At 40.6% G+C, this 25846-nt stretch carries 21 protein-coding genes, 1 tRNA gene and 1 pseudogene; 10 read left to right on the top strand and 13 right to left on the bottom strand.

All coding sequences use genetic code 11. From position 1 onward, the window contains the following. Window positions 1–200 precede the first annotated feature (200 nt). Complete coding sequence (locus tag PTUN_RS03980; protein WP_009838409.1) at window positions 201–1157, top strand: methylenetetrahydrofolate reductase; 957 nt, start codon at window positions 201–203, stop codon at window positions 1155–1157. A 229-nt stretch (window positions 1158–1386) separates the two neighbouring features. Beyond that, complete coding sequence (locus tag PTUN_RS03975; protein WP_040643830.1) at window positions 1387–2073, top strand: response regulator transcription factor; 687 nt, start codon at window positions 1387–1389, stop codon at window positions 2071–2073. Here the strand turns inward: PTUN_RS03975 and PTUN_RS22110 are convergent. The 6 genes and pseudogenes from PTUN_RS22110 to PTUN_RS03950 form a co-directional block, all read right to left on the bottom strand. After that, entirely contained in the window at window positions 2070–2501 is a 432-nt protein-coding gene (locus tag PTUN_RS22110; RefSeq protein ID WP_232285002.1) for an OmpA family protein, read from the bottom strand. The two genes, PTUN_RS03975 and PTUN_RS22110, sit on opposite strands and share 4 nt — an antisense overlap. Before the next feature lie 51 nt (window positions 2502–2552). Next, window positions 2553–3323: pseudogene (locus PTUN_RS22105) on the bottom strand (CsgG/HfaB family protein); the annotation flags it as partial. Then, entirely contained in the window at window positions 3320–3742 is a 423-nt protein-coding gene (locus PTUN_RS03965) for a curli assembly protein CsgF (protein ID WP_040643913.1), read from the bottom strand. The gene PTUN_RS03965 and the pseudogene PTUN_RS22105, both read right to left, overlap by 4 nt. 8 nt (window positions 3743–3750) lie before the next feature. Further along, window positions 3751–4158: a CsgE family curli-type amyloid fiber assembly protein gene (locus tag PTUN_RS03960; protein ID WP_009838405.1), complete on the bottom strand. Its 408-nt coding sequence runs from the start codon at window positions 4156–4158 to the stop codon at window positions 3751–3753. A gap of 22 nt (window positions 4159–4180) precedes the next feature. After that, on the bottom strand, window positions 4181–5689 hold the full coding sequence (locus tag PTUN_RS03955) for a curlin (RefSeq protein WP_040643829.1): 1509 nt from the start codon (window positions 5687–5689) through the stop codon (window positions 4181–4183). A 21-nt stretch (window positions 5690–5710) separates the two neighbouring features. Further along, the gene (locus PTUN_RS03950; RefSeq protein WP_009838403.1) at window positions 5711–6202 is read right to left on the bottom strand and encodes a minor curlin subunit CsgB; all 492 of its coding nucleotides are present in this window, start codon (window positions 6200–6202) and stop codon (window positions 5711–5713) included. Between the two features lie 408 nt (window positions 6203–6610). On the opposite strand from PTUN_RS03950, the gene PTUN_RS03945 reads away from it, so the two are divergent. Beyond that, window positions 6611–9112: a S8 family serine peptidase gene (locus PTUN_RS03945; RefSeq protein ID WP_009838402.1), complete on the top strand. Its 2502-nt coding sequence runs from the start codon at window positions 6611–6613 to the stop codon at window positions 9110–9112. Between the two features lie 81 nt (window positions 9113–9193). On the opposite strand, the gene PTUN_RS03940 is transcribed toward PTUN_RS03945, so the two are convergent. The 3 genes from PTUN_RS03940 to PTUN_RS03930 all read right to left on the bottom strand — a co-directional run bounded on the left by PTUN_RS03940 (window position 9194) and on the right by PTUN_RS03930 (window position 12646). After that, window positions 9194–9706, bottom strand: coding sequence for a GNAT family N-acetyltransferase (locus tag PTUN_RS03940; RefSeq protein ID WP_009838401.1), 513 nt, complete (start codon window positions 9704–9706; stop codon window positions 9194–9196). Between the two features lie 4 nt (window positions 9707–9710). Then, entirely contained in the window at window positions 9711–10373 is a 663-nt protein-coding gene (locus PTUN_RS03935; RefSeq protein WP_009838400.1) for a thioredoxin domain-containing protein, read from the bottom strand. A 131-nt stretch (window positions 10374–10504) separates the two neighbouring features. Next, window positions 10505–12646, bottom strand: coding sequence for a winged helix-turn-helix domain-containing protein (locus PTUN_RS03930; protein ID WP_009838399.1), 2142 nt, complete (start codon window positions 12644–12646; stop codon window positions 10505–10507). Window positions 12647–13006: 360 nt separating this feature from the next. Between PTUN_RS03930 and PTUN_RS03925 the strand changes: the two genes are divergently transcribed. The 3 genes from PTUN_RS03925 (at window position 13007) to PTUN_RS03915 (ending at window position 16027) form a co-directional block, all read left to right on the top strand. Beyond that, on the top strand, window positions 13007–13432 hold the full coding sequence (locus tag PTUN_RS03925) for an organic hydroperoxide resistance protein (protein ID WP_040643827.1): 426 nt from the start codon (window positions 13007–13009) through the stop codon (window positions 13430–13432). Window positions 13433–13434: 2 nt separating this feature from the next. Further along, window positions 13435–14457: an alpha/beta hydrolase gene (locus PTUN_RS03920; protein WP_009838397.1), complete on the top strand. Its 1023-nt coding sequence runs from the start codon at window positions 13435–13437 to the stop codon at window positions 14455–14457. Between the two features lie 343 nt (window positions 14458–14800). After that, window positions 14801–16027: a TIGR03862 family flavoprotein gene (locus tag PTUN_RS03915; protein WP_198138434.1), complete on the top strand. Its 1227-nt coding sequence runs from the start codon at window positions 14801–14803 to the stop codon at window positions 16025–16027. Window positions 16028–16290: 263 nt separating this feature from the next. On the opposite strand, the gene PTUN_RS03910 is transcribed toward PTUN_RS03915, so the two are convergent. Then, a tRNA-Leu gene (locus PTUN_RS03910) sits at window positions 16291–16377 on the bottom strand. A 332-nt stretch (window positions 16378–16709) separates the two neighbouring features. On the opposite strand from PTUN_RS03910, the gene PTUN_RS03905 reads away from it, so the two are divergent. After that, window positions 16710–17207 (top strand): RDD family protein, encoded by a 498-nt coding sequence (locus PTUN_RS03905; protein ID WP_009838395.1) that lies wholly within the window; start codon window positions 16710–16712, stop codon window positions 17205–17207. Between the two features lie 30 nt (window positions 17208–17237). On the opposite strand, the gene lptG is transcribed toward PTUN_RS03905, so the two are convergent. Further along, window positions 17238–18302 carry an LPS export ABC transporter permease LptG gene (gene lptG / locus PTUN_RS03900; protein WP_009838394.1) on the bottom strand — a complete coding sequence of 355 codons (1065 nt, stop codon included), beginning with the start codon at window positions 18300–18302 and terminating at the stop codon, window positions 17238–17240. Then, window positions 18299–19411, bottom strand: a complete 1113-nt coding sequence (gene lptF, locus PTUN_RS03895) for an LPS export ABC transporter permease LptF (RefSeq protein WP_040643826.1) — start codon at window positions 19409–19411, stop codon at window positions 18299–18301. The genes lptG and lptF overlap by 4 nt, the downstream gene beginning before the upstream one ends. A gap of 155 nt (window positions 19412–19566) precedes the next feature. Between lptF and pepA the strand changes: the two genes are divergently transcribed. Genes pepA through PTUN_RS03880 form a run of 3 tightly spaced genes read left to right on the top strand, consistent with a single transcriptional unit; the run spans window position 19567 to window position 24426 of the window. Beyond that, a complete protein-coding gene (gene pepA / locus PTUN_RS03890) occupies window positions 19567–21078 on the top strand; it encodes a leucyl aminopeptidase (protein WP_040643825.1) in 1512 nt (503 codons plus the stop codon). A 36-nt stretch (window positions 21079–21114) separates the two neighbouring features. Continuing rightward, on the top strand, window positions 21115–21555 hold the full coding sequence (locus tag PTUN_RS03885) for a DNA polymerase III subunit chi (RefSeq protein WP_009838391.1): 441 nt from the start codon (window positions 21115–21117) through the stop codon (window positions 21553–21555). 24 nt (window positions 21556–21579) lie between these two features. Further along, entirely contained in the window at window positions 21580–24426 is a 2847-nt protein-coding gene (locus tag PTUN_RS03880; protein ID WP_009838390.1) for a valine--tRNA ligase, read from the top strand. Window positions 24427–24528: 102 nt separating this feature from the next. Here PTUN_RS03880 and PTUN_RS03875 read toward each other — a convergent pair whose 3' ends face one another. After that, on the bottom strand, window positions 24529–25788 hold the full coding sequence (locus tag PTUN_RS03875) for an outer membrane protein transport protein (RefSeq protein ID WP_009838389.1): 1260 nt from the start codon (window positions 25786–25788) through the stop codon (window positions 24529–24531). Between the last annotated feature and the right edge of the window lie 58 nt (window positions 25789–25846).

Genomic DNA, 25846 nt, shown 5'->3' with positions numbered 1-25846 from the left:
TTTTTCGAGGGCTATTATGCAAAACCAAATGCCTTGGAGCGAATAAATACGACAAAAGTTTGTAAATATTTGTGCAGCTATGTCATAGCAAAATGAAAAAAATTCAACTTTGATGAAAAACTTTCACTAAAAATTTCTATCTAGACGTCTAAATGGCTGCTATATTAGCTGCATAGATTGAAATTCGTTAGGACAGGATCATGGCTTTATCGTTACAAGAGAAAATTGAAGATGCAAATCAAGGTGTCTACCTGATTGGTACCACACCACCAAAAATTGATACTGATAAAGCCCAATTAGAAATGATCGCACAAAAATTACTCAGTCGTTTACATGAAATTGAATACGATGGTGTAGTAATTTATGACATTCAAGACGAAAGCAGCCGCATTAGTGCACCGCGCCCATTTCCATTTAAACAAACGGTCGATCCGCGTGAATACAGCCAGTTACTCAGTAATTTATCTGAACTTGATGTAATCACTTACAAGAGCGTGGCGCAACGTGGTGTAGCAGAATTCAAAACTTGGCTTAACGAAACCAAAAAAGAGTTCAATCTTAAAAATTTAGTATTAGTAGGGAGTCCATCGTCTGAAGGCGACATTAAACTGAGCTTACCCGATGCGTACCAAACTCTTGCCCAAAGTGAACAAGACTTCTTTTTAGGTGGGGTTACGATTGCAGAGCGACATGCGTCAAAGCGTAATGAGCACAGTCGCTTAATCGAAAAAACCCAGCAAGGTTGTAAGTTTTTTATCTCGCAAGCTGTGTACGATGCCCAGGCAACAATCGACTTAATAACCAGTTATGCTCGTACTTGTCGCCAAGAAGGCATTAAGCCCAATCGCGTGATCTTAACTTTCACCCCGTGTGGCGGCGAAAAAACCTTACAGTTTATGCAGTGGTTAGGAATTGCTGTACCAGAAGCAACAAAATGGCGCATTCTAGATGCTGATGATTCACTTAATGAATCAATTCGAATTTGTCGTGAAAACCTCAATCAGATTTTACGCAGCTGTGCTCATTTAGATGTGCCGCTGGGTTTAAATATTGAAAGCCTAACAAATCGTAAAGAAGAGATTGATGCATCGATTAATTTATACCGCTTATTAAAAGCGACTATGGAATTAAACCTTGCTGAAAAACAAATTGCTTAACCCATCATAACCAAGCGATCTCGCTCAAGCTGTGCCCCCAGCTTGGGCCTCAAAATGACAACGCTATCATATTGATAAATATTAATTTTTATATTTGCATTAATCTGAATCAGCTGACTTTTATTCCTTTTTAATCTAACTTATTATTTTACTTATGTACCACAATTGAGTACGTTAGCTTTCCGCTTTAAACAATCTTCTTACCAAACAAAATAAAAGGAAGTTATAAGTGAATTGGAAAGAATCAAACGTATATCTACAAGTTTCATCCCATCATCACGAGTCCCACACAGTGAATGTATTACTTAAAGTGCTCGAGACCTTATGTTGTAATGTAAAAGTTGACACCTCTTTACCTCATGAACAAGTCGAAAATCCATTTAATTTATACCTAGTGTGCGCGAAAGAAACGCCTTGGAATGACATGCTCCCAGCGCAGTTAATGAGCTTAGCCCGTGACAATAATGTGATTGTCTATAACGCAAAAAGCCACTGCATCTCTGAGCAATTATTATTAATGGCTAATATTAAAGGGATTTTTTATCAAAATGATACTCCCGATATTTTACTCAAAGGGATTAGTAAAATTTTAAATAACGAGTTGTGGTTTAAACGCAGTTCAATCTGTAACGCTTTTAGTAATTTGTTAGCGCAACAACCAAAATACCAAAGCCAAGATGAAAGTAGTATGAGTCTTGAAAAACTCACCAATCGTGAACGCACTATTATTAGACTCGTTTCACAAGGTGCTAAAAATAAAGATGTGGCCGAAAAACTGCACATCAGTGATCACACAGTGAAAACTCATCTTTATAGCGCTTTTCGTAAAACTAATGCCCGTAACCGAATTGAACTGGCTAACTGGGCACAAAAGTTTTTACCACCGACGATACAAAGTACGGCAGAGCTAAATTAGCCCGAACGCGTATCGATTAATTTCACAATCACCCGGCGATCGAAAAACAACCCTTCAGGATCCGTGACTTGATAGACAGCTTGCTCATCGCCAAGACCCGCAACACTGATCCGCTGTTGCACAATCCCTTGATTGTTAAGGTATTGTGCAACGCTATGCGAACGCGCTAATGATAAGCTTCGGTTTTCCTGCTCAAGCCCTCTTTGATCTGCAAAACCTTGTAGCTCAATCGCTAAATAGTCGGTACTTTTAACTAAACTAACAATGCTATTGAGCTGTTCACTATAAACAGGTTCAAGTTGTGCACTACCCGTTCTAAATTGCACCGCAAAACTTAACGCATTGGTATTTTTGCTAAGTGCTAACTGCTCGGTTGTTGCCTCTTTTGTTGGTGTGGCAATTACGGTTTTAGTTTGATTTTTACGCATTAATGCCGCATTTTTACTGCGCGCTTGCTCTAAGAATTTCTCATTTTGCTCTTTTGTAGTCCAAATTCCTTTTTCAATCCCTTTAGTCACTAAGGTAGTAAGCGCTTTTTCAATCGCTTGTTTGACACAAATATGCATTGGTTCGTTATCACTGAAGCCTGCTTCAGCCTCAGCTAAACGCTTGTAACTGACATAACGGAAAAAACCAGCGCGGATCTCTTGGCTTAAGACTTTTTTAGTGGTGGCTACAGAGAGCAATACTTGCCCTGTTCGTACATCAACGGCACGTAAATAAATGGAGATAACATCTTCGCGGTAAAGCTCAGAGGCACCGATACCAAAATACTCCATGCCTAAGCCACCGGTTTTAACATTGGAGTCATAACTAATAATGCCACCTTCGAGAATTACTTTGGCTGTAGTGAGCGCAGGTAATTGGGTTTTTTCATCTTCTTTATTACTAATGCCCGCTCGTACAATTTTACGCTCGGTTAAAATATTTTGCAGACCTTCACGCTCAACAGGCACAAACCAGTCAGATTCATGCAGCGCTTGGATCAAGATAGAGTTTGCCCCTTGTGTTACGGCTGTTGAAAATGAACTTACATTCGCTTGCGGCTTATATTGCCCGGTTTGATCGCGAAATGAATAAACAGACACCGCAATACTGCCGGCCGGTGCGGGTAAATTAGCAAACTCAGTAAAGGTCTCGGTTTGCGCTAAATTTTGTGCCAACTCAATGTCTGGCGGTAACGTACGGTTGATAACACTACAACCACTTAGGAGCAATAACGCACCTAACATAACACTATTTTTTTTCATCCACCAAACCTCGGTACTTCTACTACAACTATCTCACCTGTGACTGTATTGGTAATTTGCACCGTAATTGAATCAGTACCACTGGTTAGCACTTGAATTTCATAATCGCCACTCATAAAAATTGAGTCTTGATTAAAAATACTGTCATCAACGCCTTCACCAAAGGCCAAATCGGTAATTTCTCTGACCATACGATTGATATAAGAACGCTCTAATGATTCTTGAAATTTTTCGGCGTAGGTTTTTTCGTTAACAGGGGCTTTGTGTTTATTTTGCGCTTGAGCTTTATTGAGTAACATCGAGCCATTTAATGGGCTGCCACCAAAGCTGGGATTAATTGGGGTATATACTAATTCACTGGCCGAGACATTCACTGCCCACCAGCTTACTATACTGATTATTATTGTTTTTTTTAACATCGTACTGACTACCATCCGCTACTTGCTAAATCATCGCTTTGCTCTGTAAATTGCGATCGTGCAATTGCATCAATTGTGGTGAAAATAGCTTGTTCTACTTTATCTTCTACCGATTCAATCCGCCGACCTAAATAGGTGGCATAAATAACCTGATTATTCATTTCGAGCACGAGCCTAGTGCCAGCTCTTGGCATGACGGTTTCTTTGATGACAACATTTATACCAGAAGTGTTTGGAACATCTTGCCAAAGTAAACTGAACTTTGCATAAAACTCATGGCCAGAACGGCTTAAAGAACGGTCGAGCAGCAAGCCTCCAATTTCGATTTCAGTATCTGCATGACTTTGGAAAAAATGAAGAAATAACCAACAACAAAATAAAATTCTATATCGCATTTTTGATAAAATCGGGGCCATATTGGCCCCGCCTTTTGTACAATTATTGCTGTACGATCGTTGCACTATTGAAATCACCCACTTGAGTAATCGCAATGCTGCCAGATGCACTAATAATTGAACCTTCTACTAAGTTGCCATCACCGATTTGATTGATGCTAAGCATAACATCACCACCGCCCACTAACATTGCATCACCACCGATGCCACCAATCATGTTGTAGTTACCAGTTTGTGCGATATCAATATTATGGCCGCTACCTTCAATCATCATATCAAGTGAGTTTAAATCACCAGATTGTGCGATATCGACCGAGCTATTATTGCTATCAAGAATATTACTGAAGGTTACCGTTGATTCATTTTCATCACCCGATTGCGTCACCATAATCTCATTATTAAAGCTAGTTAACGCTACATTAGGGTAAGAAGATTGCACTAAGCTGCTGTTACCATCGCCTGTTTGGCTCACGGTTACTTGGCTATCTGCGGCGTTAAAATTAGCGATGTGACTGCTATTGCTATCGCCAACTTGCACTAAAGTAAAATCATTATTATCACCAATTACACCCATGTATGAAGCATTGGTATTACCTAATTGTGTGACTTTAAAATCATTATCATTACCCATCACATCGGCAGATGCTTTGTTATCATCACCAATTTGATTGATTGCAACTTCGTTATCATCACCAGAAAAAACATCGCTGACAATCGCATTCTTATTGCCGTTTTGGTCTAACATCAGGCTATTGCCATTACCTTCAAGCGCGGCAATAGTTAAGCTATTAGCATCACCTTGTTGATCAATTGACATCTCATTATCAGAGCCGTTAATTAAGCCAATTGTTACTGCTTGGGTATCACCAATTTGCTCAACTTTAACCTGATTACCATCACCGACTGTTTCTGTGATTGTTAATGTATTCCAAAGACCATCTTGTACCGCTTCAAATTGATTGTTGTCACCGCTGACTTTATCTAAGTGAACTTCACTCCACGCACCACTTTGATTGACAGTAACTTGGTTGCCATTACCTTGCATATCTTTATTGTAAGCCCAGTGGCCGCCGTCAGATTGCTCAATATTGATTTCATTATCATCACCAGTGATGATATTAATTGCTTCGTTATTAGCACCTAAAAAACCAGCACCAGATTGCATTACTGCAATTTGGTTACCTTGGCCATTAAGCTCAGTTAATGCGCCATTACTTTCACCATTTTGTTGATAAACTTCACTGTTTTCATTACCAACCGTGTTCAATAATAGTAAATTACCTTGACCCACTTGCACTGTTTCTAGGCTATTACCCTCACCAACAGTATCAATTGTTAGTTTATGTAAATCACCATCTTGTAAGGCTCGTAAATCATTACCCCAAGTGACACCGGTACCAGAAGTTTGGTTAATTACCATGGTATTACCAACAGCTTGCGCTTTGTATTTAGCATCGATTGAGCCATTTACATCTTTTTGATCAGCAAATACCGTGGTTGAACTAAGTGCCATTGCAACTGCGCACGTAACCAGAGATTTATTTAATTTCACTGGGCTTCTCCTTGAATAAAATTATTGTTGTGAAAACGTGACGTTCACCACCAAATCATTGCCGATTTGTTGGACTTTGAAGGCCTGTTCACCGCTTTGCGAAATATTGGCTATATTGGCATTGCCTTGTTGCAGCACTTCAGCTTGATTATTATTTCCTTGCTGCGACAAGTTAATCAGATTATCTGATCCATATTGCAGTATGGCCGCGATGTTATTGCTGCCATTTTGCACAATATACGCTTCATTCGTACTTTCATTTTGTTGGTTGACTGTTGCTTTATTTAATATCCCATACTGAGTGATAACTACTTGATGCTGTTGCGCACCGACTCGGTATTGCAGGGTAGGATTTAGACTGAGTGAAAGAGGAGATTCTTGAAGATCCTGATTCGATTGCGTAAATAACTCATTTGCACCAGCCACCGCACTGCAAAACAGTAACACTGTAGAAAACAAGCTTTTCAACTTAATGTTATTGCTAAAACGAATAGGGCGAAGTGTTAAACTCATTATTTATTTTCTTCTCAAGGACTCACATTACCCAATCTACATACAAAGAGCCCCTCTCGACTATCAGCCATAATTACGTTTTATAAAATAACTTTAAATACAATAGGTTATATAACAAAAAATACATTTGAAATATTTATGTAAACATAAATACCAAAAAAGTATGAGTTTAATTCACTCAAATAAAAACCAGTGAAAAACAATTTATTTTGAAAAAATTCCATATAAAACATAAGTTAAGAATATTTTTAACTTATTTTTTACATTTTAACTTGCCTAAAATCAACTTTGAGCGTTTTCTTAATGGGTTGCTGATTTTATTTAATACATTTTTAGACAGTTGAAAGTTGAGACCAAGCGCTCGGAATGTTCCGAGTAAGACAATAAAGTCATAATGGAATCTCAATAATGAAAGCAAAACTTTCTGCGATATCACTTGCCTTGCTCCCTTTATTAGCAAGCGCAGCACCAAGCATTGCACCTGCAAAAAAAGCAGAGCCGAGCTATAAAGCCAATTCTGTAATCGTTGTTTACAAACAAGGGATTAAAAGTAGTGAACGTGCCGATGCGCGTAAACTAGTTGCGGCAAAAATCTCCGATTTAAATCTCGATGAAATCGATGATCGTTATAAAAATGTCCTTTCTGGACGTTTAGCGCAGTACACCTTAAATAAAACCAGTGCAAAAGAAGCAATCGCCAAGCTAAAAGCACACCCAGCGGTGCTTTATGCAGAGCCTGATTACCAAGTAAAAGCGCTTGGTATTCCAGATGATTCACGCTTTGGTGATTTATGGGGCTTAAATAATACAGGCCAAACAGGCGGTACAGCTGATGCTGATATTGATGCGCCTGAAGCATGGGATATTTCAACTGGTAGCCATGATGTTGTTGTTGGTGTTATTGATACCGGTGTTGATCATACTCATCCAGATTTAGCGGTAAATATGTGGGTCAACCCAAATGAAATCGCTGGCGATGGCATTGATAATGATGGTAACGGTTACATCGATGATATTCATGGTATTAATGCTATTACCGATGCGGGCGATCCAATGGACGACCAAGGTCATGGGACTCACGTTTCTGGTACAATTGGCGCAACAGGTAACAATGCAAATGGTGTTGCTGGTGTAAATCACAATGTATCTATTGTTGGTTGTAAATTCTTAGATTCATCTGGTAGTGGTAGCACATCAGATGCTATTGAATGTATGAACTATATGGTTGGTCTGCGTAATGCTGGTGTAGAAGTTAAAGTACTTAATAATAGCTGGGGCGGCGGCGGTTACAGCCAAGCTCTTGCAGATGCACTGACTTCAACCGAGCAAGCTGATATTTTATTTGTTGCAGCAGCAGGTAATGATGCGGTTGACAATGATGCCAGCCCACATTATCCATCAAACTATGAACATGCGAGTGTGCTTTCGGTTGCAAGTACCGACCATAATGATGCGATGTCAGGTTTCTCACAATGGGGTTTAACCAGTGTTGACATGGGTGCTCCTGGTTCAGCAATTTTATCAACTGTTCCAGGTGGTGGTTATGCGACGTACTCAGGTACATCAATGGCGACGCCTCATGTAGCAGGTGCTGCCGCCCTTGCGTTATCAGTTAATCCTGCACTTAACTTCCAAGAACTAAAAGACTTATTAATGAGTTCAGGTGATGACAACAGTGCACTTACTGGTAAAACCGTATCAGGCAAACGCTTAAATGTACTAAATGCCTTACAAGATGCCAACCCAGAGCCAGGCTTTAGACTAAAAGTCACGCCAAGTAACCAAACAATTACCGCAGGCGAAACAGCTAGTTATACATTCGAAATCGCTTCGGTTGCAGATTGGAATGAGACCGTAAACTTAACTCTTGATAGCACAATTGCAGGAGCTAGTTTATCAACCAGCACTGCTATGCCTGGTGATGTAGTGACATTAAACGTTCCTACAACGTCAGAAACCAACTGGGGCGAATATAGCTTTACTGTTAATGCCACCAGTGGCGAGCTAACAAAAACAGCAACGGTTGAGTTATTTGTTTACCCACAAGGTCTAAATGACTTTACTTATGCCAACGATACCAGCGTAGCCATTCCAGATAATACCCCTACAGGTGTCAACTCTGTAATTAATGTGCCAGATGAAATCACTATTTTTGGCACTTCAGCAGCAATTAATATTACTCATACTTATATTGGCGATTTAATTGTAAAACTGACCTCACCTTCTGGTTCTGTAGCAACGCTACACAATCAAACAGGTGGTGGTGATGATGATATTAATCAAACTTTTGTCTCAAACAGTTTTGATGGTGAAGTCGCAACAGGTGATTGGACTTTAAGTGTGGTCGATACTTACGCTGCCGATACAGGTACTCTTAATAATTGGTCAATTACCTTTACCGGTATTGGTGAAGTGGGTCCAACAGCACCAATTGCAGGCTTTAGTTTTGAACGTGATTACCTCACAGTCAACTTTACCGATGCAAGTACCGATGCCAATAATGATATCGTTTCACGCTCATGGGACTTTGGCGATGGTAATAGCTCATCTGAGTTAAACCCAAGCCATAGTTACGCAGCTGCGGGAACGTATACCGTAACACTTACGACGACAGATGCGACCGGACTTAGCAATAGCAAGTCACTCGATGTTCAAGTCTCAGAAGTGAATATTGAACTTGCAGTAAAACGCGCTAATAAATCACGTACCGGTTATATGCGTGTGGAATTAGCATGGCAAGGTGCAGCTCAAGGTACTGTAGATATTTATCGTAATGGTGAGCTACTTGATACGGTTGAAAACAAAGGTGTCTACCGAGATATAGAACGTAATGTTGAAGCCAATGCGTTTAGTTACAAAATTTGCCAAGCAGGCGATATTTGTTCTAACGAAGTGAACGTGAACTTCTAATTTTTCATTCACCCCAACAAATAAGGCGCTGGCTCAGCGCCTTATTTTTATCTTTATTCGGTAATGGGCTCAAACAATCATTTATCTTAATTCTTTATAAAAATAAACCGTTGCAGCAAGTTTTCCAAGTCCATCTCTGGCAAAATTAGGGATAGTCCCCGCCGCTTGATAGCCCAATTTGGGATATAGAAAAGACGCAGTATCACCCACCTTAGTATCAAGAACTAGCAATTGAAGACCTTGCTTTTTAGCGTCTAACTCAAGAAGATGCATTAAGCTTTTGGCCACCCCTTGACCTTGAGCTGATTTGGCGACAATTAGCTTTTCAACTTCACCACGATGCGCCCCATTCGCTTTATGACATAAAGCAAGCTGTACTGTGCCAACCAAGGTATCTTGCTGGTATGCACCAAATAAAATACTGTCGTGATGGGCAACCTTTTGTGCAACCTGCTGCCAATACACACCTGCGTCATGCACTGATAAAGGCGCAAGAAAGCCAATTGAAGCACCTTCTGCAACAGCTTCAATTAAAAGGTGGGTTAACGCTGAGATATCGTCATCTAATTGATTGATTAACCGCAAGATCATCATCACCTTATTTTGTTAGCAGGTAATCAACTAATTTAAAATAAGCGTCATTAGAGCGTAAATCTTCATGTGCCATGATTAAATACTGACCATTAACAACAATTGAAGGCACACTGGTCATCTTATTGTTATTCATTTCATCGAAGCTCTGCTGCATTTTAGTCAGAACTTCAGGGTCTTGACCTGCCACTTTTAAAAAGGCTTCTTGATCAATGTTATGACGAGTAAAAAAAGCATCAAAGCTTTCTTGGGTCATGCCTTTTTTATATAAATCGAATAAATCAGCAAAATGCGCCATGTTATTGGTTTGAGCCAGCGCATAAAAAATACGACCATCATTAACCCAATGCTCGGCAATAACAGCATGTTTTCGCACAAAACCGAGTTCTGGGTGCTTGGCTTTATAAGCTTGTAATGGTTCTTCAAAATGCTGGCAATGTGGGCAGCCAAGCCAGAAATATTCAACTAAAAACGGTTTTTGTGCCCCTTCATTATTAATGCCCGTCACAAGGCGATAATGCACTCCTTCTTGATAAGATGAAGTGACGGCTGAGGTATTTTCAGTAGCACTGACGGTTGAAGTTGAAGCAGCTGCTGTTTCATCTACTTTTGAGCAAGCAGTTAACGATGCAGTCATTAAAAGACTGGCAAGTAGGTAGCGTTTTTTCATTGTTCTTATTCTTAGTTAGTTTCAATTAGTTCGATAATAAAAGAAAAAGACATGAATATCAGCGCTTAATTATAAAACCCTAACAAATAGATACAAAAATGTTTTTCAACGCCTCTGATGATAATCATTTTTTACCACACCATGCGTTTTATTGATGTATCGGCCAAAGTAAATTTAGTGATGATCACTGAGTTATTATGTTGGTTTATTGTCATTTCACCAGGAGAAATCACCAAAGAATCTTTGTTAACGTCGCCCGTTAGTAAATTAACGCGATAAATAAACTGAATCGCATCATGCACATATAAATATTGCGCTGTCATGATGCTAAAGTTAGGATCAAAACTTGGTAAATTCAGCGTTAAACGCTCATTTGTTTCAATATTAATTAGTACATTACTTTCAATATAAAACACCTTACCAAGCTCATTTACCAATAGACTACGCCCACCATTTTCAGCCAGTAATTGATGCTTGCGAAGTACTAAATCAAATTGCCAAATTTGTGAACTATCAGGCGTATCAAGTGAGTAAATAATAGTATTGTCAGACCAATAATAACGGCATACTTTGTCTGGCAATTCATTTATTTCAATTAGTTCTTGATCAGACAAACGAATTAACTTTAATCTTTCGCGCTGTTTAAATAAAACATAATCGCCACTGGTTGATTCACGAATAGGCCCAAGCACCCCATCAATATCATTAAGATTTGATATCTTTTTAAGCTCTCCTTGCCCACCTTGCCATAACTCATGTGTACCAGTACGATTTGATGCGAAAAAAATACCAGAATGCTTCGATACAACAGGATTATAACTATGCATATCAGACTGATAAATCGGTATACCACCAGCCGTAGGCGTACCACTAAACAAATCCGTAAATTGCACTAAACCAGCATGCCTTTCAATGAAAGGGGTATATAGCAGACTATTTGACGACTCATATTCAAGATAATAAGGATTTAAATTACTCGCGAGCTCTGTCTTACGCACAACCAAAGAATGCACGTTAATATGGTAAAAATTATTTTGATCAGCAATCATGAGTTCTTGGTCGTCCAAAGTCCAATCCATCGCAAAACCATAATAATTATGCTCTAAATTCAACAGCGTTTGATAAGACATAGATTCAAGATTAAATAAACCAACGTGCATTGGTGTTTTAAAATCAGCGGTAAACAGGGCTATTTTACTTTCATCTTTCGAGAGCTCAAAGTGCAAAACCTCGCCATACAGATCACGAGGTGGGATTAATTCAATTTCGCTACCACTTGCCAAATCATAGCGATAAATGCTGGTTTTAATCAGCCTTTGTATTGGTTTTACATAATATAAATACTGATTATTCGCGCTTAATTGCGCTGAGTTATTAAGCAAACGCCCACAAGGAATTAAAACTGTTGGCTCAATTAAATCAGGGAATGAAGCAATATTAAATACAACAAAATCACAAGATAATTCATCAGACACAGCCGCCAATAACTGATGGCTTTGTGCTTGCCATGACAGCACATCAATATTTTTATCTCGATAGGTTAACTGGATTTTGTACTGATCAGAGACGCGTTGCACATAACTGTGATCAAGGCCATTTAAATTATTTCTATACGCAAAAAATGCTTGGTCGAATGAAATTAGTGGATTGTATTCAGCACCCGGCTCCCAGGTAATTGAAGGGTTATGAATACTATCGCCTAACTTATCATCACCATGCGCTTGTGTTAAAAGAGGTGCTTGCTGCGTCGTTGGCATTGTTTGGCTTGCAAATATCCCCCACGCCAATACACCTATACAAAGTAAAAACGCGAATCCTGCTACAACATAACGCTGCATTGAGCTTTTTTTTACGGCTACTAGCTCAGGCTCATTAGCCAGTACTGATTGCTCTAATAGCTCGATGTTAGCCGGTAGATCATTAATGACTTCATTTAAAAGCGGTTCTTGATGGTGCGCTGATACACGAGCTGTAAAACTATAACCTTTTTTATGGTGTGTTTTAATAAAAGGTTGAGTGTAATCGGGGTGATGAAGGTGTTTTCTTAGTTCAGATATTGCTCGGTATATTGCATTATCATCAACATATCGCTGACCCCAAACATGTTCGGCTAACTCATCTCGAGTAGTAATTTTATTGCCGCAGGCCAAAAAGTAAGACAACAATTTATACGAAAGCGGGTCGAGTTCTTTTTCAATATCACTTGAAGTTAATAAACACCTATGGGGCTCTAAAGACCACGGCCCAAATTTTAACGCAACAATCAAATCCATTTTTAACTATCAACCTTTTAGCGTTTAAGCCCAAAAACACCCGCATTTCCGACCTAGATAGTACCTTACTTGGTAGCAAGCACACAATATAAAAGCCTTTTAGACTTCCATAAGATCTCTATAAGGAATAATAAGTATCTCCAAGGAAATTGATTTATAAGGATAATTAACCATTTCTTTTACATCAAAAACTTTATCAGACTTTCATCAGAGATAAAAAAGACAACAGCGTTTAACATCTCTTTCGCCTACTCAGTACACCTCACAAGGCAACGAGTACAGCCCACATTGATTAAAAAAACGCAACAAATCCAAGGTGGTTATTGCGTTACAGTAAGCATATTTAAAAAGGAAAAGATCATGCAAAGTATTTATCAGGCCACGGTTTTATCTACTGGAGGACGTGATGGTCGCTCAGTTTCTAACGATGAAAAACTAAATGTCGCACTGAGTACACCAAAAGAATTAGGTGGTCTTGGCGGCGAAGGTACAAACCCAGAACAACTTTTTGCTGCTGGTTATTCTGCCTGCTTTATTGGCGCATTAAAATTTGTTGCTCAGCAAAAAAAAGTAAAATTGCCAGCCGATTTATCGGTAAATGCAACCGTAGGAATTGGTCACAACCCTCAAGGTATCGGTTTTGCAATTAGTACTGATTTAACGGTGTTTTTACCTGGGTTAAGCACACAAGCAGCGAATGAGTTAATCGAAGAAGCCCATTTGGTTTGCCCATATTCAAACGCCACTCGCGGCAATATTAACGTCACAACACAGGTTACAGTTTAACAATGAAAAAATTATCACTCGCAATTACTACAGCCTTATCTTTAATGATGACGACATCCGCTTTTGCAGCAAGCAAAGCTGGCTCTCCTGGTACTGAAATCAATACTCAAGCATTTCTTGAAGTATTAGCACAAGACACAGGCCTGCCACTTCACAAACGTTCGCACCAAGATGTACGTAAAGTATTAGAAGGCGCGCAACAAGGCGCGGTTTTACCTGCAGCCGATGTAACGAAAAAAACAATTAAGGTGAATGGCGAAAGCATTGATCTTGTGATCGTAAAACCGGTCAACGCTAAAGGCGATTTACCTGCATTTATGTATTTTCATGGCGGCGGCTGGGTATTAGGGGACTTCCCAACACATGAACGTTTAATCAGAGACTTAGTTGTTCGTTCTGGTGCGGCGGCGGTGTATGTAGATTATGCTCTCTCACCTGAAGTGAAATACCCAACTGCGATTAATCAAGGTTATGCCGCAACAAAATGGGTAGCTGAAAATGGTAAGAAAATTGGCATTGATGGCTCACGCCTTGCCGTAGCGGGTAACAGTGCCGGTGGTAATATGGCAACCGTTATTAGCATCAAAGCCAAAGAAGCGGGCACTCCTAATATCAAATTCCAACTATTGTTATGGCCAGTAACGGATTCTAACCCTAACTACCCATCGTATAATGAATATGCTCAAGGTCACTTCCTTAGTAGCAACGTGATGGAATGGATGTGGAACAACTACTTAGAAACCCCGCAGCAACGTAACGAAATCTATGCTGCACCTTTACGTGCGTCGGTTGAACAATTAACTAGTTTACCACCGGCATTAATTCAAGTGGCTGAAAAAGATATTTTACGTGATGAAGCAGAAGCGTACGGCCGTAAACTTAATGCCGCAGGCGTTGCAGTTACAGTGACGCGTTATAACGGCATGATCCATGACTTTGGTTTACTGAACCCGCTAAGCAATATTCCAGCTGTTCAAGATTCACTTGATCAAGCAGGTAACGCGTTGAAAAAACATTTAAACTAAGTCAGTTCGAATGAGCACCCCAACAAAGCGCCTAATTCTCAGGCGCTTTTTTTAATTGAATTCCAGTTCTGGATGAATTATTTACCAATGTATTAAATAGAAATATCTGAATCATTTATCTCTCGCCAGAGATTTTTAAAAGCGACAAGATCGATTGGCGCATCAATAGCGAGTCCATTGCAAGTTAATCTGACGCTGTGAACCTTTAAAATAGCCTCCTTAGATAGATTAATGATGCGGTCTTGAGGCTAATTAACTCATAGATTCACGTTTTTTCTATTTCTAGCTATATACTCACAGTATTTTTCTTTATCATGCCCTCTTTTTTGTAAAGGTGAGTTCTGTGCAACAAGTTAAATCTGTCATTATTGTTGGCGCAGGGCCTGCGGGCTTGATGGCCGCTGAAGTTATCCGCGCACAAGGGCATCATGTTGCAGTCTACGATGCAAAACCCAGTGCGTGTCGTAAGTTTTTACTGGCCGGAGTTGGCGGAATGAATATTACCCACTCTGAGCCTTATGCTGATTTTGTTACTCGCTATTACAACAAAGCACCATGGCTTGAACCGTCGTTACAGCAATTTAATGCCGATAATTTGCGCGCATGGATAAAAGAATTAGGCATAGATACCTTTGTTGGCAGCTCAGGGCGAGTTTTTCCAGCTGATATGAAAGCAGCCCCCCTTCTTCGTAACTGGCTAAAACGCTTAAAAGAATCAGGCGTTGTTTTTAACATGCGTCATCGCTTAGTTGATTGTACTGAGCGTACCTTGACCTTTAATCATGGCGATACCGATATTGAAGTGACAGCCGATGCGATTGTATTAGCACTTGGCGGTGGTAGCTGGCCTACCCTTGGCTCTGATGGCGCATGGCAAGCATTGCTAGCCAAACAAAATATTGCACTTGCACCACTTGAAAGTGCCAACTGTGGTTTTTACAGCCGTTGGAGTGAGCACCTGCAAAAAAATCAAGCTGGTAGTTCGCTTAAAAATGTCGCCTTTACCATCAAAACCTTAGATGGGCATATCGTGACCCGCAAAGGAGAATGTATTGTCACGCAAGATGGTATGGAAGGCAGTTTGATTTATGCGTTTTCTAAATACATTCGCGATCATATCAATCACAGTGGTGAAGCCGAACTAAGCATAGATTTACTGCCCGATTATTCGCACGCACAACTGACTAAAAAGCTCAGCAGTAAACAAGGCAAAGATTCCTTCAGCAAATATTTAAAACGCACCGTCGCGATTAGTGGTGTAAAAGCCGCCCTACTCTACGAATGTTTTAATAAAAGCCAACTTGAAGGCGCTGAAAACTTAGCAGCGAGCCTTAAAAATCTCACTGTACGTTTTTATCAAACCAAACCGATTGCCGAAGCAATTTCGAGCGCAGGCGGTGTGTGTGAGCACAGTGTTGATGAGTTTTTTATGCTAAAAAACCTACCCGGTGTGTTTTGTGCGGGAGAAATGCTTGATTGGGAAGCGCCAACAGGTGGCTATTTACTCACTGCATGTTTTGCCACGGGCCGCAAAGCTGGGCTCGGTGTTTGCCACTATTTAAAGTGCTAAACAAAGCTTCACTACTTTATAAGTAGTGAAGCGAATACGCATTTATATCTTTGGCTAAACTTCTAGAGCAGGCCATGCCCTCTTGCTTTAACCTTCATTCACCTTCTAGCTTTTAAATTTAATCAAGGAAAAATTTAAAAGCTAGAAGGTAAAAAGTCAGCTAACTTAGCCAAAGAACTTAGTCAAAGAAGGTAATGCCTAGCATCCGCGATATGTTTTACAGACATAAAAAAACCGCTACTAAAAAGTAACGGTTTAAAAAGTGGTACCAGTGGCCGGACTCGAACCGGCACGCTTTTAAGGGCGGGGGATTTTGAATCCCCTGTGTCTACCAATTTCACCACACTGGCATAATTTTTCTTTCATTTTCTTCCGCGACAGTTGCATGCAACCGATTGAGAAAATAAAGAAAAACCACTTTGGAGCAGAAATTTATATACAGTATTTCTGTCTCTTGGGTTGGCATTATACAAAGTTACTGACGCTCGGCAAGCTGTTTTTTAGTCCTGACAGCTCAACTGCTCAGCAATCAATCAATTTATATCTAAAATATAAAAAACCATTGAGTTAACCTTTTGATAAACAAACACTCTACTCATTCTCCAGCACTTAAACCGAGACTAATTCATGTTTAAGTAATTGTTTGTTAGAATATCGCACAACTGATTTTGTTAGGGTAATTATGACTTCTTTTCCACGCACTGGTTTTTGGCGTCGTGCCGCCGCTTGGCTTTATGATGCATTAGTGATTATTGCTTTTGCGATGTTAAGTACGGTGCTATATCTATTTTTTATTCAAGCACTACTCTCGTTTGAAGTTATCAGCCTCGGTAATGCGACGGATGTATCTGAACTCATCCAACAAAATCCACTTCTTCGAACCATTCGTACCGTGCTCTTAGTTGTGGTCAGTATCAGCTTTTTTGCCTATTTTTGGACTCGAGGCGGCCAAACAATTGGTATGCGCGCATGGCGTCTTAAAGTACAACAGCTTGATGGTTCAAAAATCACGCTTAAACAAGCTATTATTCGTGCTATTTGCGCGTTAGGTGGAATTGGTAATCTCGCTGTAGTGATTAATTTAAAACAACCACGGGCATTACAAGATTATATTGCGGGCACTGAGATAGTGACTCTCACTAAAGATGAAAATAAACGTATTTATAATTCACTCGACTAAGCATTAAAAAGAGTAATAAAAAACGCAGCATTAGCTGCGTTTTTTGATGAGATAAATTGAAATTCCAATAAAGAGTAAACTTGGAAAAACTGCACCCACGACAGGTGATAACTCATAAACGAGAACAATCGGACCAAATATTTTATCACTGAGATGAAACACAATACCGGTGATCACTCCCATCACTATGCGCGCGCCCATACTTACAGAACGTAATGGACCAAAAATAAACGACAATGCGACCAGCAGCATCACAGCTATAGACACAGGTTGCATCAATTTACGCCACAGCGCCAATTCATAACTACTGGTATCTTGCTCATTCTTTTTCAAATAATCTAAGTAACCAATTAAGCCAGTAAAAGATAAGGATTCGGCTTTAAGAGATACAATTCCAAGTTTGTCGGGTGTGAGCTCGGAAACATAAAGTTGCTCTTTCGTATTTTCTTGGCGCACTTCTTGTTCATCAAGATAAATCGTTTTTACTCCTTTGAGTAACCACCCATCACGATGACTGATAGCACTTTGCGCATTCGTAATAGCCACCAGATCCAAGCTTTTATTAAACTGATACATTTTAAGACCGTTTAATTGGCCATTATCATCAACGTTATCAATATTTAAAAAAACATCACCATCTTTAGCCCAAACTCCTTGGCGCGCATTAAAAATACTGCCGCCCGAAATTGCATAAGTACGTAATTCTTTAGCTTGTTTCTGCGCCTCAGGTACGCCCCACTCACCCATTGCCATCACACACAGCGCCATTACTAGTGCGGTTTTCATCACTGAGCGAATAATTTCAAACCGAGATAAACCCGCAGCTTGCATCACCACAAGTTCACTGTTTGAAGCAAGCGCCCCCAAACCAGTTAAACCGCCAATCAAGGTCGCCATCGGAAAAAACGTCACCACATCAGCGGGAATACTAAACAAGGTATATAAACCCGCCGTCATTACGTCATAACTACCACGGCCAACATATTTAAGTTGTTCAATAAATTTAATTAAGGTACTGATCCCAACCAAAACAAGCAGCGCAAATCCTGTTGTTTGTAAAATACTGCGTCCTAAATACCAATCTAGAATTTTCAATTAATGCGCTCCCTTTTTGTTAAGACCGCTTTAATCAAGGCTCCTGCCTCTCGACCGCGCAAAATTAACAACATACCAATAAATAAAGCCGTTAAATGGATCCACCACAGCCCCAAGCCCACAGGGATTTGTCCATCTTCAATGGCAAATTTGGCTCCATTGAGCAAAATAAAATAAATTAAATAAAATACAATCGCTGGTACTAATTTCGCAAACTTGCCTTGGCGAGGATTAACCTCACTAAGTGGCACGGCAATAAAGGTTAAAATCAAAATGGATAATGGGATCGCTAAACGCCACTGAAATTGTGCTGCAGCATCAGCGGTGTTCATTTGTAATAAAGCGCTACTTGAGATTGCTTCGAGTTTTCGGCGTTGATGCTCAATAGCTTGTTCCTGAATTTGCACTTGATACCCTGAAAACTCAGTGACTTTTAATTCTTTACTGATGCCGTCGGTCTCATAATGCTTACCTGCGGCAAGTTTAAGCTGCTGCTCACCTGAAGCCCCCTCTTCAACAATACCATGTTGTGCATAAACAATACGCGCTTGTGGCCGTTTTTCATTTTCTGAAAACTGTGCAACAAATACTTTATTAAGCTCAGTGCCACCTTGATTAATATCATGGATAAACACCACAGCTTTTTCGTTACCTGTTTGTTGAAAACGCCCTGCCCGCAAGCTAAAAAGGCCCGATTCCGCTTTGGCTTTTTCTTCTAAGCGATATTCTTGTTCACTGGCCCACGGTGCAACTACGAGCGTCAATGCCCCAGCAAAGAGTGCTAAAACAAAACTCGATACCAAGGTCACTCGCACTACATACCATTCACTTACACCACAAGCTTTAAAGACAGTCATTTCACTGTCGGCATAAATGCGGCTGTACGCGAGAATAATCCCAAGGAAAATACTCAAAGGTAGAATAAATGAAGCTAATTGAGGCAGTTTAAGCGCCAACATCGAAATAATTAATTTTGCAGGCAAAGAACCGTCGGTAGCTTCGGTTAAAATGCGTACAAATTTTTCACTCACAAAAATTGTCATCAAAGTGAGGAACACTGCCAACTGCGATTTTAGTACTTCTGCAGACAAATAACGGAAAATTAGCAAAATGCGCCCCTATAAACATGTCTTTTCACTGGAATAGTCAGAAATTTTAAGTAAACTTGTTATTTTCACAACTTAATTATATGTCATTGCAGGTTTTTATAAACCTAAAAGTTAAAGATGGCATAAATAGTGAGCAGATTCAGTTAGGAGTCGCTATGGAATTCAGCGTAAAAAGTGGTAGCCCAGAAAAACAACGCAGTGCCTGCATCGTAGTAGGTGTTTATGAACCGCGTCGTTTGTCGCCAATTGGTGAACAGCTGGATCGGATCAGCGATGGTTACATCTCAAATTTACTCCGCCGCGGTGATCTTGAAGGTAAACCAGGCCAAATCCTATTATTACATCATGTACCGAATGTATTGAGCGAACGTATTTTATTAGTCGGTTGCGGTAAAGAACGTGAATTAAATGATAAACAATACAAACAAATTATTTCAAAAACGATCAATACCTTAAACGAAACGGGTTCAATGGAAGCCGTATGCTTTTTAACTGAGCAACATGTTAAAGGACGAGACACTTATTGGAAAGTGCGCCAAGCAGTCGAAACGACACAAGATTGCCTCTACACTTTTGATCAATTAAAAAGTAAAAAAAGCGATACCCGTCGCCCATTACGTAAAATTGTATTTAACGTGCCAACACGTCGTGAATTAGCCATTGGCGAAAACGCCATCGAGCACGGTTTAGCAATTTCTGCAGGCATGAAATTATGTAAAGACGTGGCAAACATGCCGCCAAACATTTGTAACCCTGCTTACTTGGGTGAACAAGCAAAGTTACTAGAAACCAACTACGAGAAAGTCACCGTAAATCTCGTGGGCGAGCAAGAAATGGATGAACTTGGCATGCACTCTTATTTAGCTGTAGGTCGTGGTAGTGCTAATGAATCGATTATGTCGGTTATTCACTACAATGGCGCGCCAGAAAGCCAAGCGCCTATTGTGCTAGTCGGTAAAGGTCTGACGTTTGATTCGGGCGGTATTTCAATTAAACCAGGCGAAGCCATGGATGAAATGAAATACGACATGGGCGGTGCAGCTGGAGTCCTTGGCACTATGCGCGCACTGGCCGAAATGAACTTACCCCTCAATGTAATTGGCATTTTGGCTGGCTGCGAAAACATGCCAAGCTCAAATGCATATCGCCCGGGCGATATTTTAACCACCATGTCGGGTCAAACGGTTGAAGTACTGAATACAGATGCCGAAGGGCGTTTAGTATTATGTGATGCACTGACTTATGTTGAAAGTTTTGCTCCAGAAACAGTTATTGATGTCGCGACCCTCACTGGTGCGTGTATAATCGCGCTTGGTCACCACGCCACGGGATTATTATCAAGCCACAACCCTTTAGCGCACGATTTAATTAAATCAGGTGAACAAAGTGGTGACCGCGCTTGGCAATTACCACTTTGGGATGATTATCAAGACCAGTTAGAAAGTCCATTTGCTGATTTCACTAATTTAGGTGGCCGCGCTGCAGGTACTATTACCGCGGCATGTTTCTTATCTAAATTTACCAAAAAGTATAATTGGGCCCATTTAGATATCGCAGGAACTGCATGGCGTAGCGGCAAAAACAAAGGCGCGACTGGCCGTCCTGTGCCGATGTTGACGCAATATTTGCTCAATCGTGCAGATATCACTCCAGTGCAAGAGGCATAAAACGCCTCCTGCCGTAAATTTTGCTTTGAGGCAATGATGAACGCTATTTTTTACGTTCAAAAACAAGAAAATGAGCCGGATAGTCCTATTGCGGCTCATTTTGATCTGGCTGCTAAAATTGCAGCCGATTGTTATCGCCAAGGTCAGCGGGTTTTTATTTATACTGAAAATAAAACCGACGCTCACCTAATCGATGAATACCTGTGGCAATTTGAAGCAAACAGCTTTGTGCCACACAATTTACAGGGCGAAGGGCCTCATAATGGTGCCCCTGTCGAAATTGGTGATTCAACGCCGGTTGGCAACCGAAAAATACTGATTAATTTGGCGTTACATGTGCCAGATTTTATTCGACGATTTAATCAAGTGTATGATTTTGTGCCATTTCAAGAAGAGCAAAAACAAGCTGCTCGTGAGCGTTATAAGCAATTACGCCAACTTGGTGCCAACATTTCAACAATTGATATTGAACATTAAGCATTTATAAAAAGGTTCTGTGCAATGGATAAAACCTATAATCCGCAAGATATAGAGCAGTCTTTATACCAAGACTGGGAAGAAAAAGGCTACTTTAAGCCATCGGGTAAAGGTCAAGCTTACTCAATTATGATCCCGCCACCAAATGTGACGGGTAGCCTGCACATGGGCCATGCGTTTCAAGATACCATTATGGATACCTTAACTCGCTTCAAACGTATGCAAGGAAACAATACCTTATGGCAAGTAGGTACTGACCACGCAGGTATCGCTACACAAATGGTGGTTGAGCGTAAACTTGCAGCAGAAGAAAACAAAACACGCCACGATTTAGGCCGTGATGCGTTTATCGATAAAATTTGGCAGTGGAAAAATGAATCTGGTGGCACTATCACCAAACAACTTCGTCGCTTAGGTGCATCCGTTGATTGGGACCGCGAGCGTTTTACCATGGACGAAGGTTTATCAGAAGCCGTTAAAGAAGTATTCGTTCGTTTACACAAAGAAGATCTAATCTATCGTGGTAAGCGCTTAGTAAACTGGGATCCAAAGCTTCATACGGCGATTTCAGATTTAGAAGTTGAAAACAAAGATAAACAAGGCCACATGTGGCACTTACGCTATCCACTGGCTGATGGCTTAACCACTAAAGATGGTAAAAACTACATTGTTGTGGCAACAACTCGCCCTGAAACAATGTTAGGTGATACCGGTATTGCGGTTAACCCTGAAGATGAGCGTTACATTGATTTAATCGGTAAAGACGTTGTTTTACCGTTAGTTAATCGTCGTATTCAAATTGTTGCCGATGACCATGCCGACATGGAAAAAGGCACAGGTTGCGTAAAAATCACCCCTGCCCATGATTTTAACGACAATGAAGTCGGTAAACGTCATCAGCTCAACATGATCAACATCTTTAATAAAGATGCAGCAGTACTAAGCGCAGGTGAAGGCTACGATTCAACAGGCAAAGCAATTGAAATTGATGCGCCAATTCCTGAGCGTTTTCATGGTTTAGACCGTTACGATGCGCGCGCAGCCATTGTTGGCGAGTTTGAAGCGTTGGGTTTACTCGAAAAAATTGAAGATCACAGCTTAACTGTGCCATATGGCGACCGCTCTGGCGTTGTCATTGAGCCATTACTGACTGATCAATGGTATGTCCGTGTTGCACCATTGGCTGAGCCAGCAAAACAAGCTGTAGCGAATGGCGACATTAAATTTGTGCCAGCTCAATACGAAAACATGTACAACTCTTGGATGAACGATATTCAAGATTGGTGTATTTCGCGCCAGCTTTGGTGGGGCCACCGTATTCCAGCTTGGTATGATGCACAAGGTAATGTATTTGTTGGTCGCGATGAAGCCGAAGTGCGTCGTGATAACAACATTGCAGCCGATACTGTGCTAACCCAAGATGAAGACGTACTTGATACTTGGTTCTCATCTGCACTTTGGACGTTCTCAACGCAAGGTTGGCCTGCCAATACTGATGACTTAAAAACATTCCACCCTTCGGATGTATTAGTGACAGGTTTTGACATCATTTTCTTCTGGGTTGCCCGTATGATCATGATGACGTTACATTTCATCAAAGATGAAAACGGCAAACCACAAGTGCCATTTAAAACAGTTTATGTCACAGGTCTAATTCGCGATGAAAATGGCGATAAGATGTCGAAATCAAAGGGTAACGTACTTGATCCTATTGATATGATTGATGGTATCGACCTTGAAAGCCTAGTTGAAAAGCGCTGTGGTAACATGATGCAACCACAACTGGCGAAAAAGATTGAACAAAATACCCGTAAAACATTCACCGATGGTATCGAAGCGCACGGTACGGATGCACTGCGCTTTACTCTTGCAGCTATGGCGTCAACGGGTCGTGATATCAACTGGGATATGAACCGTCTTGATGGTTATCGCAATTTCTGTAATAAGCTTTGGAATGCAAGCCGCTACGTATTAATGAACACAGAAGAAAAAGACTGTGGTTTTAATGGTGGCACAATGGAATATTCATTAGCTGATCGCTGGATTTTAGGCCAATTTCAAACCACGACAAAAATCTTTACTGAACATTTAGATAATTACCGTTTTGATTTAGCAGCCAGCACTGTGTACGAATTCACTTGGAATCAATTCTGTGATTGGTATTTAGAACTAACTAAGCCAATTTTATTCAAAGGCACTGAAAATGAGCAACGTGGTACCCGCCATGTACTTGTTACCGTGCTTGAAGGTTTATTGCGCTTGATGCACCCGCTTATGCCTTATATCACAGAAACCATTTGGCAACGCGTTGCACCACTTGCTGGCATCAATGCTGATACCATTATGCTTCAGGCATTCCCTGCATTTGACGAAAGCAAAGTAGACCAACTGGCTATGGCCGATTTAGAATGGGTAAAACAATTCATCTTAGCCATTCGTAACATTCGTGGTGAAATGGACATCAGCCCAAATACTCCACTAAATGTATTACTTAAAAATACTAGTGCCGATGATGCGCGCCGCTTAAGCGAAAACCAAGCATTCTTAGCTTCGCTTGCGAAGTTAGAATCTGTCACACAATTAACTGATGCCGATGAAGCACCAGCAAGTGCAACAGCATTAGTAGGTCAATTGGAAATTTTAATTCCTATGGCAGGCTTAATTGATGTGGCCGCAGAGCTTACTCGTATTGCCAAGCAGCTTGAAAAAGCTGAAAAAGGCTTAGCACAAGTGCAAAACAAACTGGCAAACGAAAAATTTGTTAATAATGCACCTGAAGCAGTACTTGCAAAAGAGCACGAAAAATTAGCCGAGTATTCTGATGCTTGCGCTAAATTACTTGAGCAAAAAGCGAAAATCGAAAGCTTATAATCTCAATCAATACCTAACACTAAAAAGCCACGCTAACAAAAATTAGCGTGGCTTTTTTAATGTGTTAAATTCCAGAGGCTTATCAGCCTCCAGATTTAAATATTAGAACTGATAATTGTACTGTGCACCCACTAAATACGCATGACCTTTAGACTCAAAGCCCCACGCTTGACCAAGGTTATCGGTTTCAACAAAGTGCTGCGTTTTACCGCGTAAGATACTTATGCCCACATCAACCGATGAATGTGCATCAATAGCATAATTTGCACCCGCGCTTAACCATAATCGGTTAGTATCTGGAATTGAAATCGACAGATGCGCTTGCTCTGCTGGACTTTCATCATAAGCAATACCGGCACGAAGCTTTAACGTATCGTTATATTGATAATCGCCTCCTAATGCGATGCGAAATGCGTCTTGGAACTGCTCGCTTTTGCTAAATACCGGGCCATCTTTGCCTTCAACATAAGCTTCTAACTTGTCAAAGCTGCCCCAGCCTGTCCACATCACAGAGTAATGTAAACCATATTCAGCATTAAGCTGATGAGAACCCGAAAACTCAACAACTGCCGGTAAAGTAATGGCTACAGAGCCTGGTAAAACCTTACCCGCTAAGCCACCTAAAGCAGCTGGTAATTGGTTTGAATAGGTACCATCAAAGGTAATATCGGTTTCACTGCGATAATGTAAACCATAACGATGACCGTCTTTTACTTCATATGCAACGCCTAAATTAAAACCAAAACCGGTATCATCCCCTTCAAGATCAACAGCTTCAGTTTGCGCAGGAATTGGGTAAAGTGATGTGCCAAAATGGCGCTTAATTGCTGCATCGGCATAAATATAATTAATGCCTGCTGCTACCGATAATGCGTCCGTTACTTTATAAGCAAGGCTGGCGTTAAAATTAACGGTTGTGATTTCAGTATCACCAGCAAGCTGACCTGCGGCATAATCATCGTTAAACTCGGTAGCTAAACCAAAATTCGAAAATGCGCCAAAACCCACCGCAAATTGCTCATTAATTGGCATAGTAAAATAAACCGCTGGGATCACCGCGCTTGGTGCAATGCTATCGTCATCTAATACATTAGCGTTGACATCACGTGGTGCACTTTGGCCATTTAAGCTCACATCGGGTTTAACATAGGTAGCAACAACACTCAGTTGCATCTCTTTAAATTGCGTCATTAAAGCTGGATTTCTTGCAACAACCGATGCGTTTTCGGCAATCGCCGCTTCACCGGCAAATGCACGCCCTAAACCTGACGCACTGCTTTCTGCTAATTGAAATGCAGCAGCAAATGATTGCTGCGAAAGTAGCGTTAAACTTGTTGCCAAGAGTGTTTTTTTTAAGTTCATGTGGTTCTCTATTATTGTCATTGCCAAAAGTTAACTTTCGGTAATGTTTGTTCTGCAC

The sequence above is a fragment of the Pseudoalteromonas tunicata genome (assembly GCF_002310815.1).
Taxonomy (GTDB): Bacteria; Pseudomonadota; Gammaproteobacteria; order Enterobacterales; family Alteromonadaceae; genus Pseudoalteromonas; species Pseudoalteromonas tunicata.
This window is presented reverse-complemented; position numbering and strand designations above follow the sequence as displayed.

What these genes read in the sequence shown, in the direction of transcription:
- PTUN_RS03980 (WP_009838409.1), top strand. Translation starts at nt 201, where the DNA reads ATGGCTTTATCGTTACAAGAGAAAATTGAAGATGCAAATCAAGGTGTC.
- PTUN_RS22110 (WP_232285002.1), bottom strand. Translation starts at nt 2,501, where the DNA reads ATGCGTAAAAATCAAACTAAAACCGTAATTGCCACACCAACAAAAGAG.
- PTUN_RS03965 (WP_040643913.1), bottom strand. Translation starts at nt 3,742, where the DNA reads ATGTTAAAAAAAACAATAATAATCAGTATAGTAAGCTGGTGGGCAGTG.
- PTUN_RS03960 (WP_009838405.1), bottom strand. Translation starts at nt 4,158, where the DNA reads ATGGCCCCGATTTTATCAAAAATGCGATATAGAATTTTATTTTGTTGT.
- PTUN_RS03950 (WP_009838403.1), bottom strand. Translation starts at nt 6,202, where the DNA reads ATGAGTTTAACACTTCGCCCTATTCGTTTTAGCAATAACATTAAGTTG.
- PTUN_RS03945 (WP_009838402.1), top strand. Translation starts at nt 6,611, where the DNA reads ATGAAAGCAAAACTTTCTGCGATATCACTTGCCTTGCTCCCTTTATTA.
- PTUN_RS03940 (WP_009838401.1), bottom strand. Translation starts at nt 9,706, where the DNA reads ATGATGATCTTGCGGTTAATCAATCAATTAGATGACGATATCTCAGCG.
- PTUN_RS03935 (WP_009838400.1), bottom strand. Translation starts at nt 10,373, where the DNA reads ATGAAAAAACGCTACCTACTTGCCAGTCTTTTAATGACTGCATCGTTA.
- PTUN_RS03930 (WP_009838399.1), bottom strand. Translation starts at nt 12,646, where the DNA reads ATGGATTTGATTGTTGCGTTAAAATTTGGGCCGTGGTCTTTAGAGCCC.
- PTUN_RS03925 (WP_040643827.1), top strand. Translation starts at nt 13,007, where the DNA reads ATGCAAAGTATTTATCAGGCCACGGTTTTATCTACTGGAGGACGTGAT.
- PTUN_RS03920 (WP_009838397.1), top strand. Translation starts at nt 13,435, where the DNA reads ATGAAAAAATTATCACTCGCAATTACTACAGCCTTATCTTTAATGATG.
- PTUN_RS03905 (WP_009838395.1), top strand. Translation starts at nt 16,710, where the DNA reads ATGACTTCTTTTCCACGCACTGGTTTTTGGCGTCGTGCCGCCGCTTGG.
- pepA (WP_040643825.1), top strand. Translation starts at nt 19,567, where the DNA reads ATGGAATTCAGCGTAAAAAGTGGTAGCCCAGAAAAACAACGCAGTGCC.
- PTUN_RS03885 (WP_009838391.1), top strand. Translation starts at nt 21,115, where the DNA reads ATGAACGCTATTTTTTACGTTCAAAAACAAGAAAATGAGCCGGATAGT.
- PTUN_RS03880 (WP_009838390.1), top strand. Translation starts at nt 21,580, where the DNA reads ATGGATAAAACCTATAATCCGCAAGATATAGAGCAGTCTTTATACCAA.
- PTUN_RS03875 (WP_009838389.1), bottom strand. Translation starts at nt 25,788, where the DNA reads ATGAACTTAAAAAAAACACTCTTGGCAACAAGTTTAACGCTACTTTCG.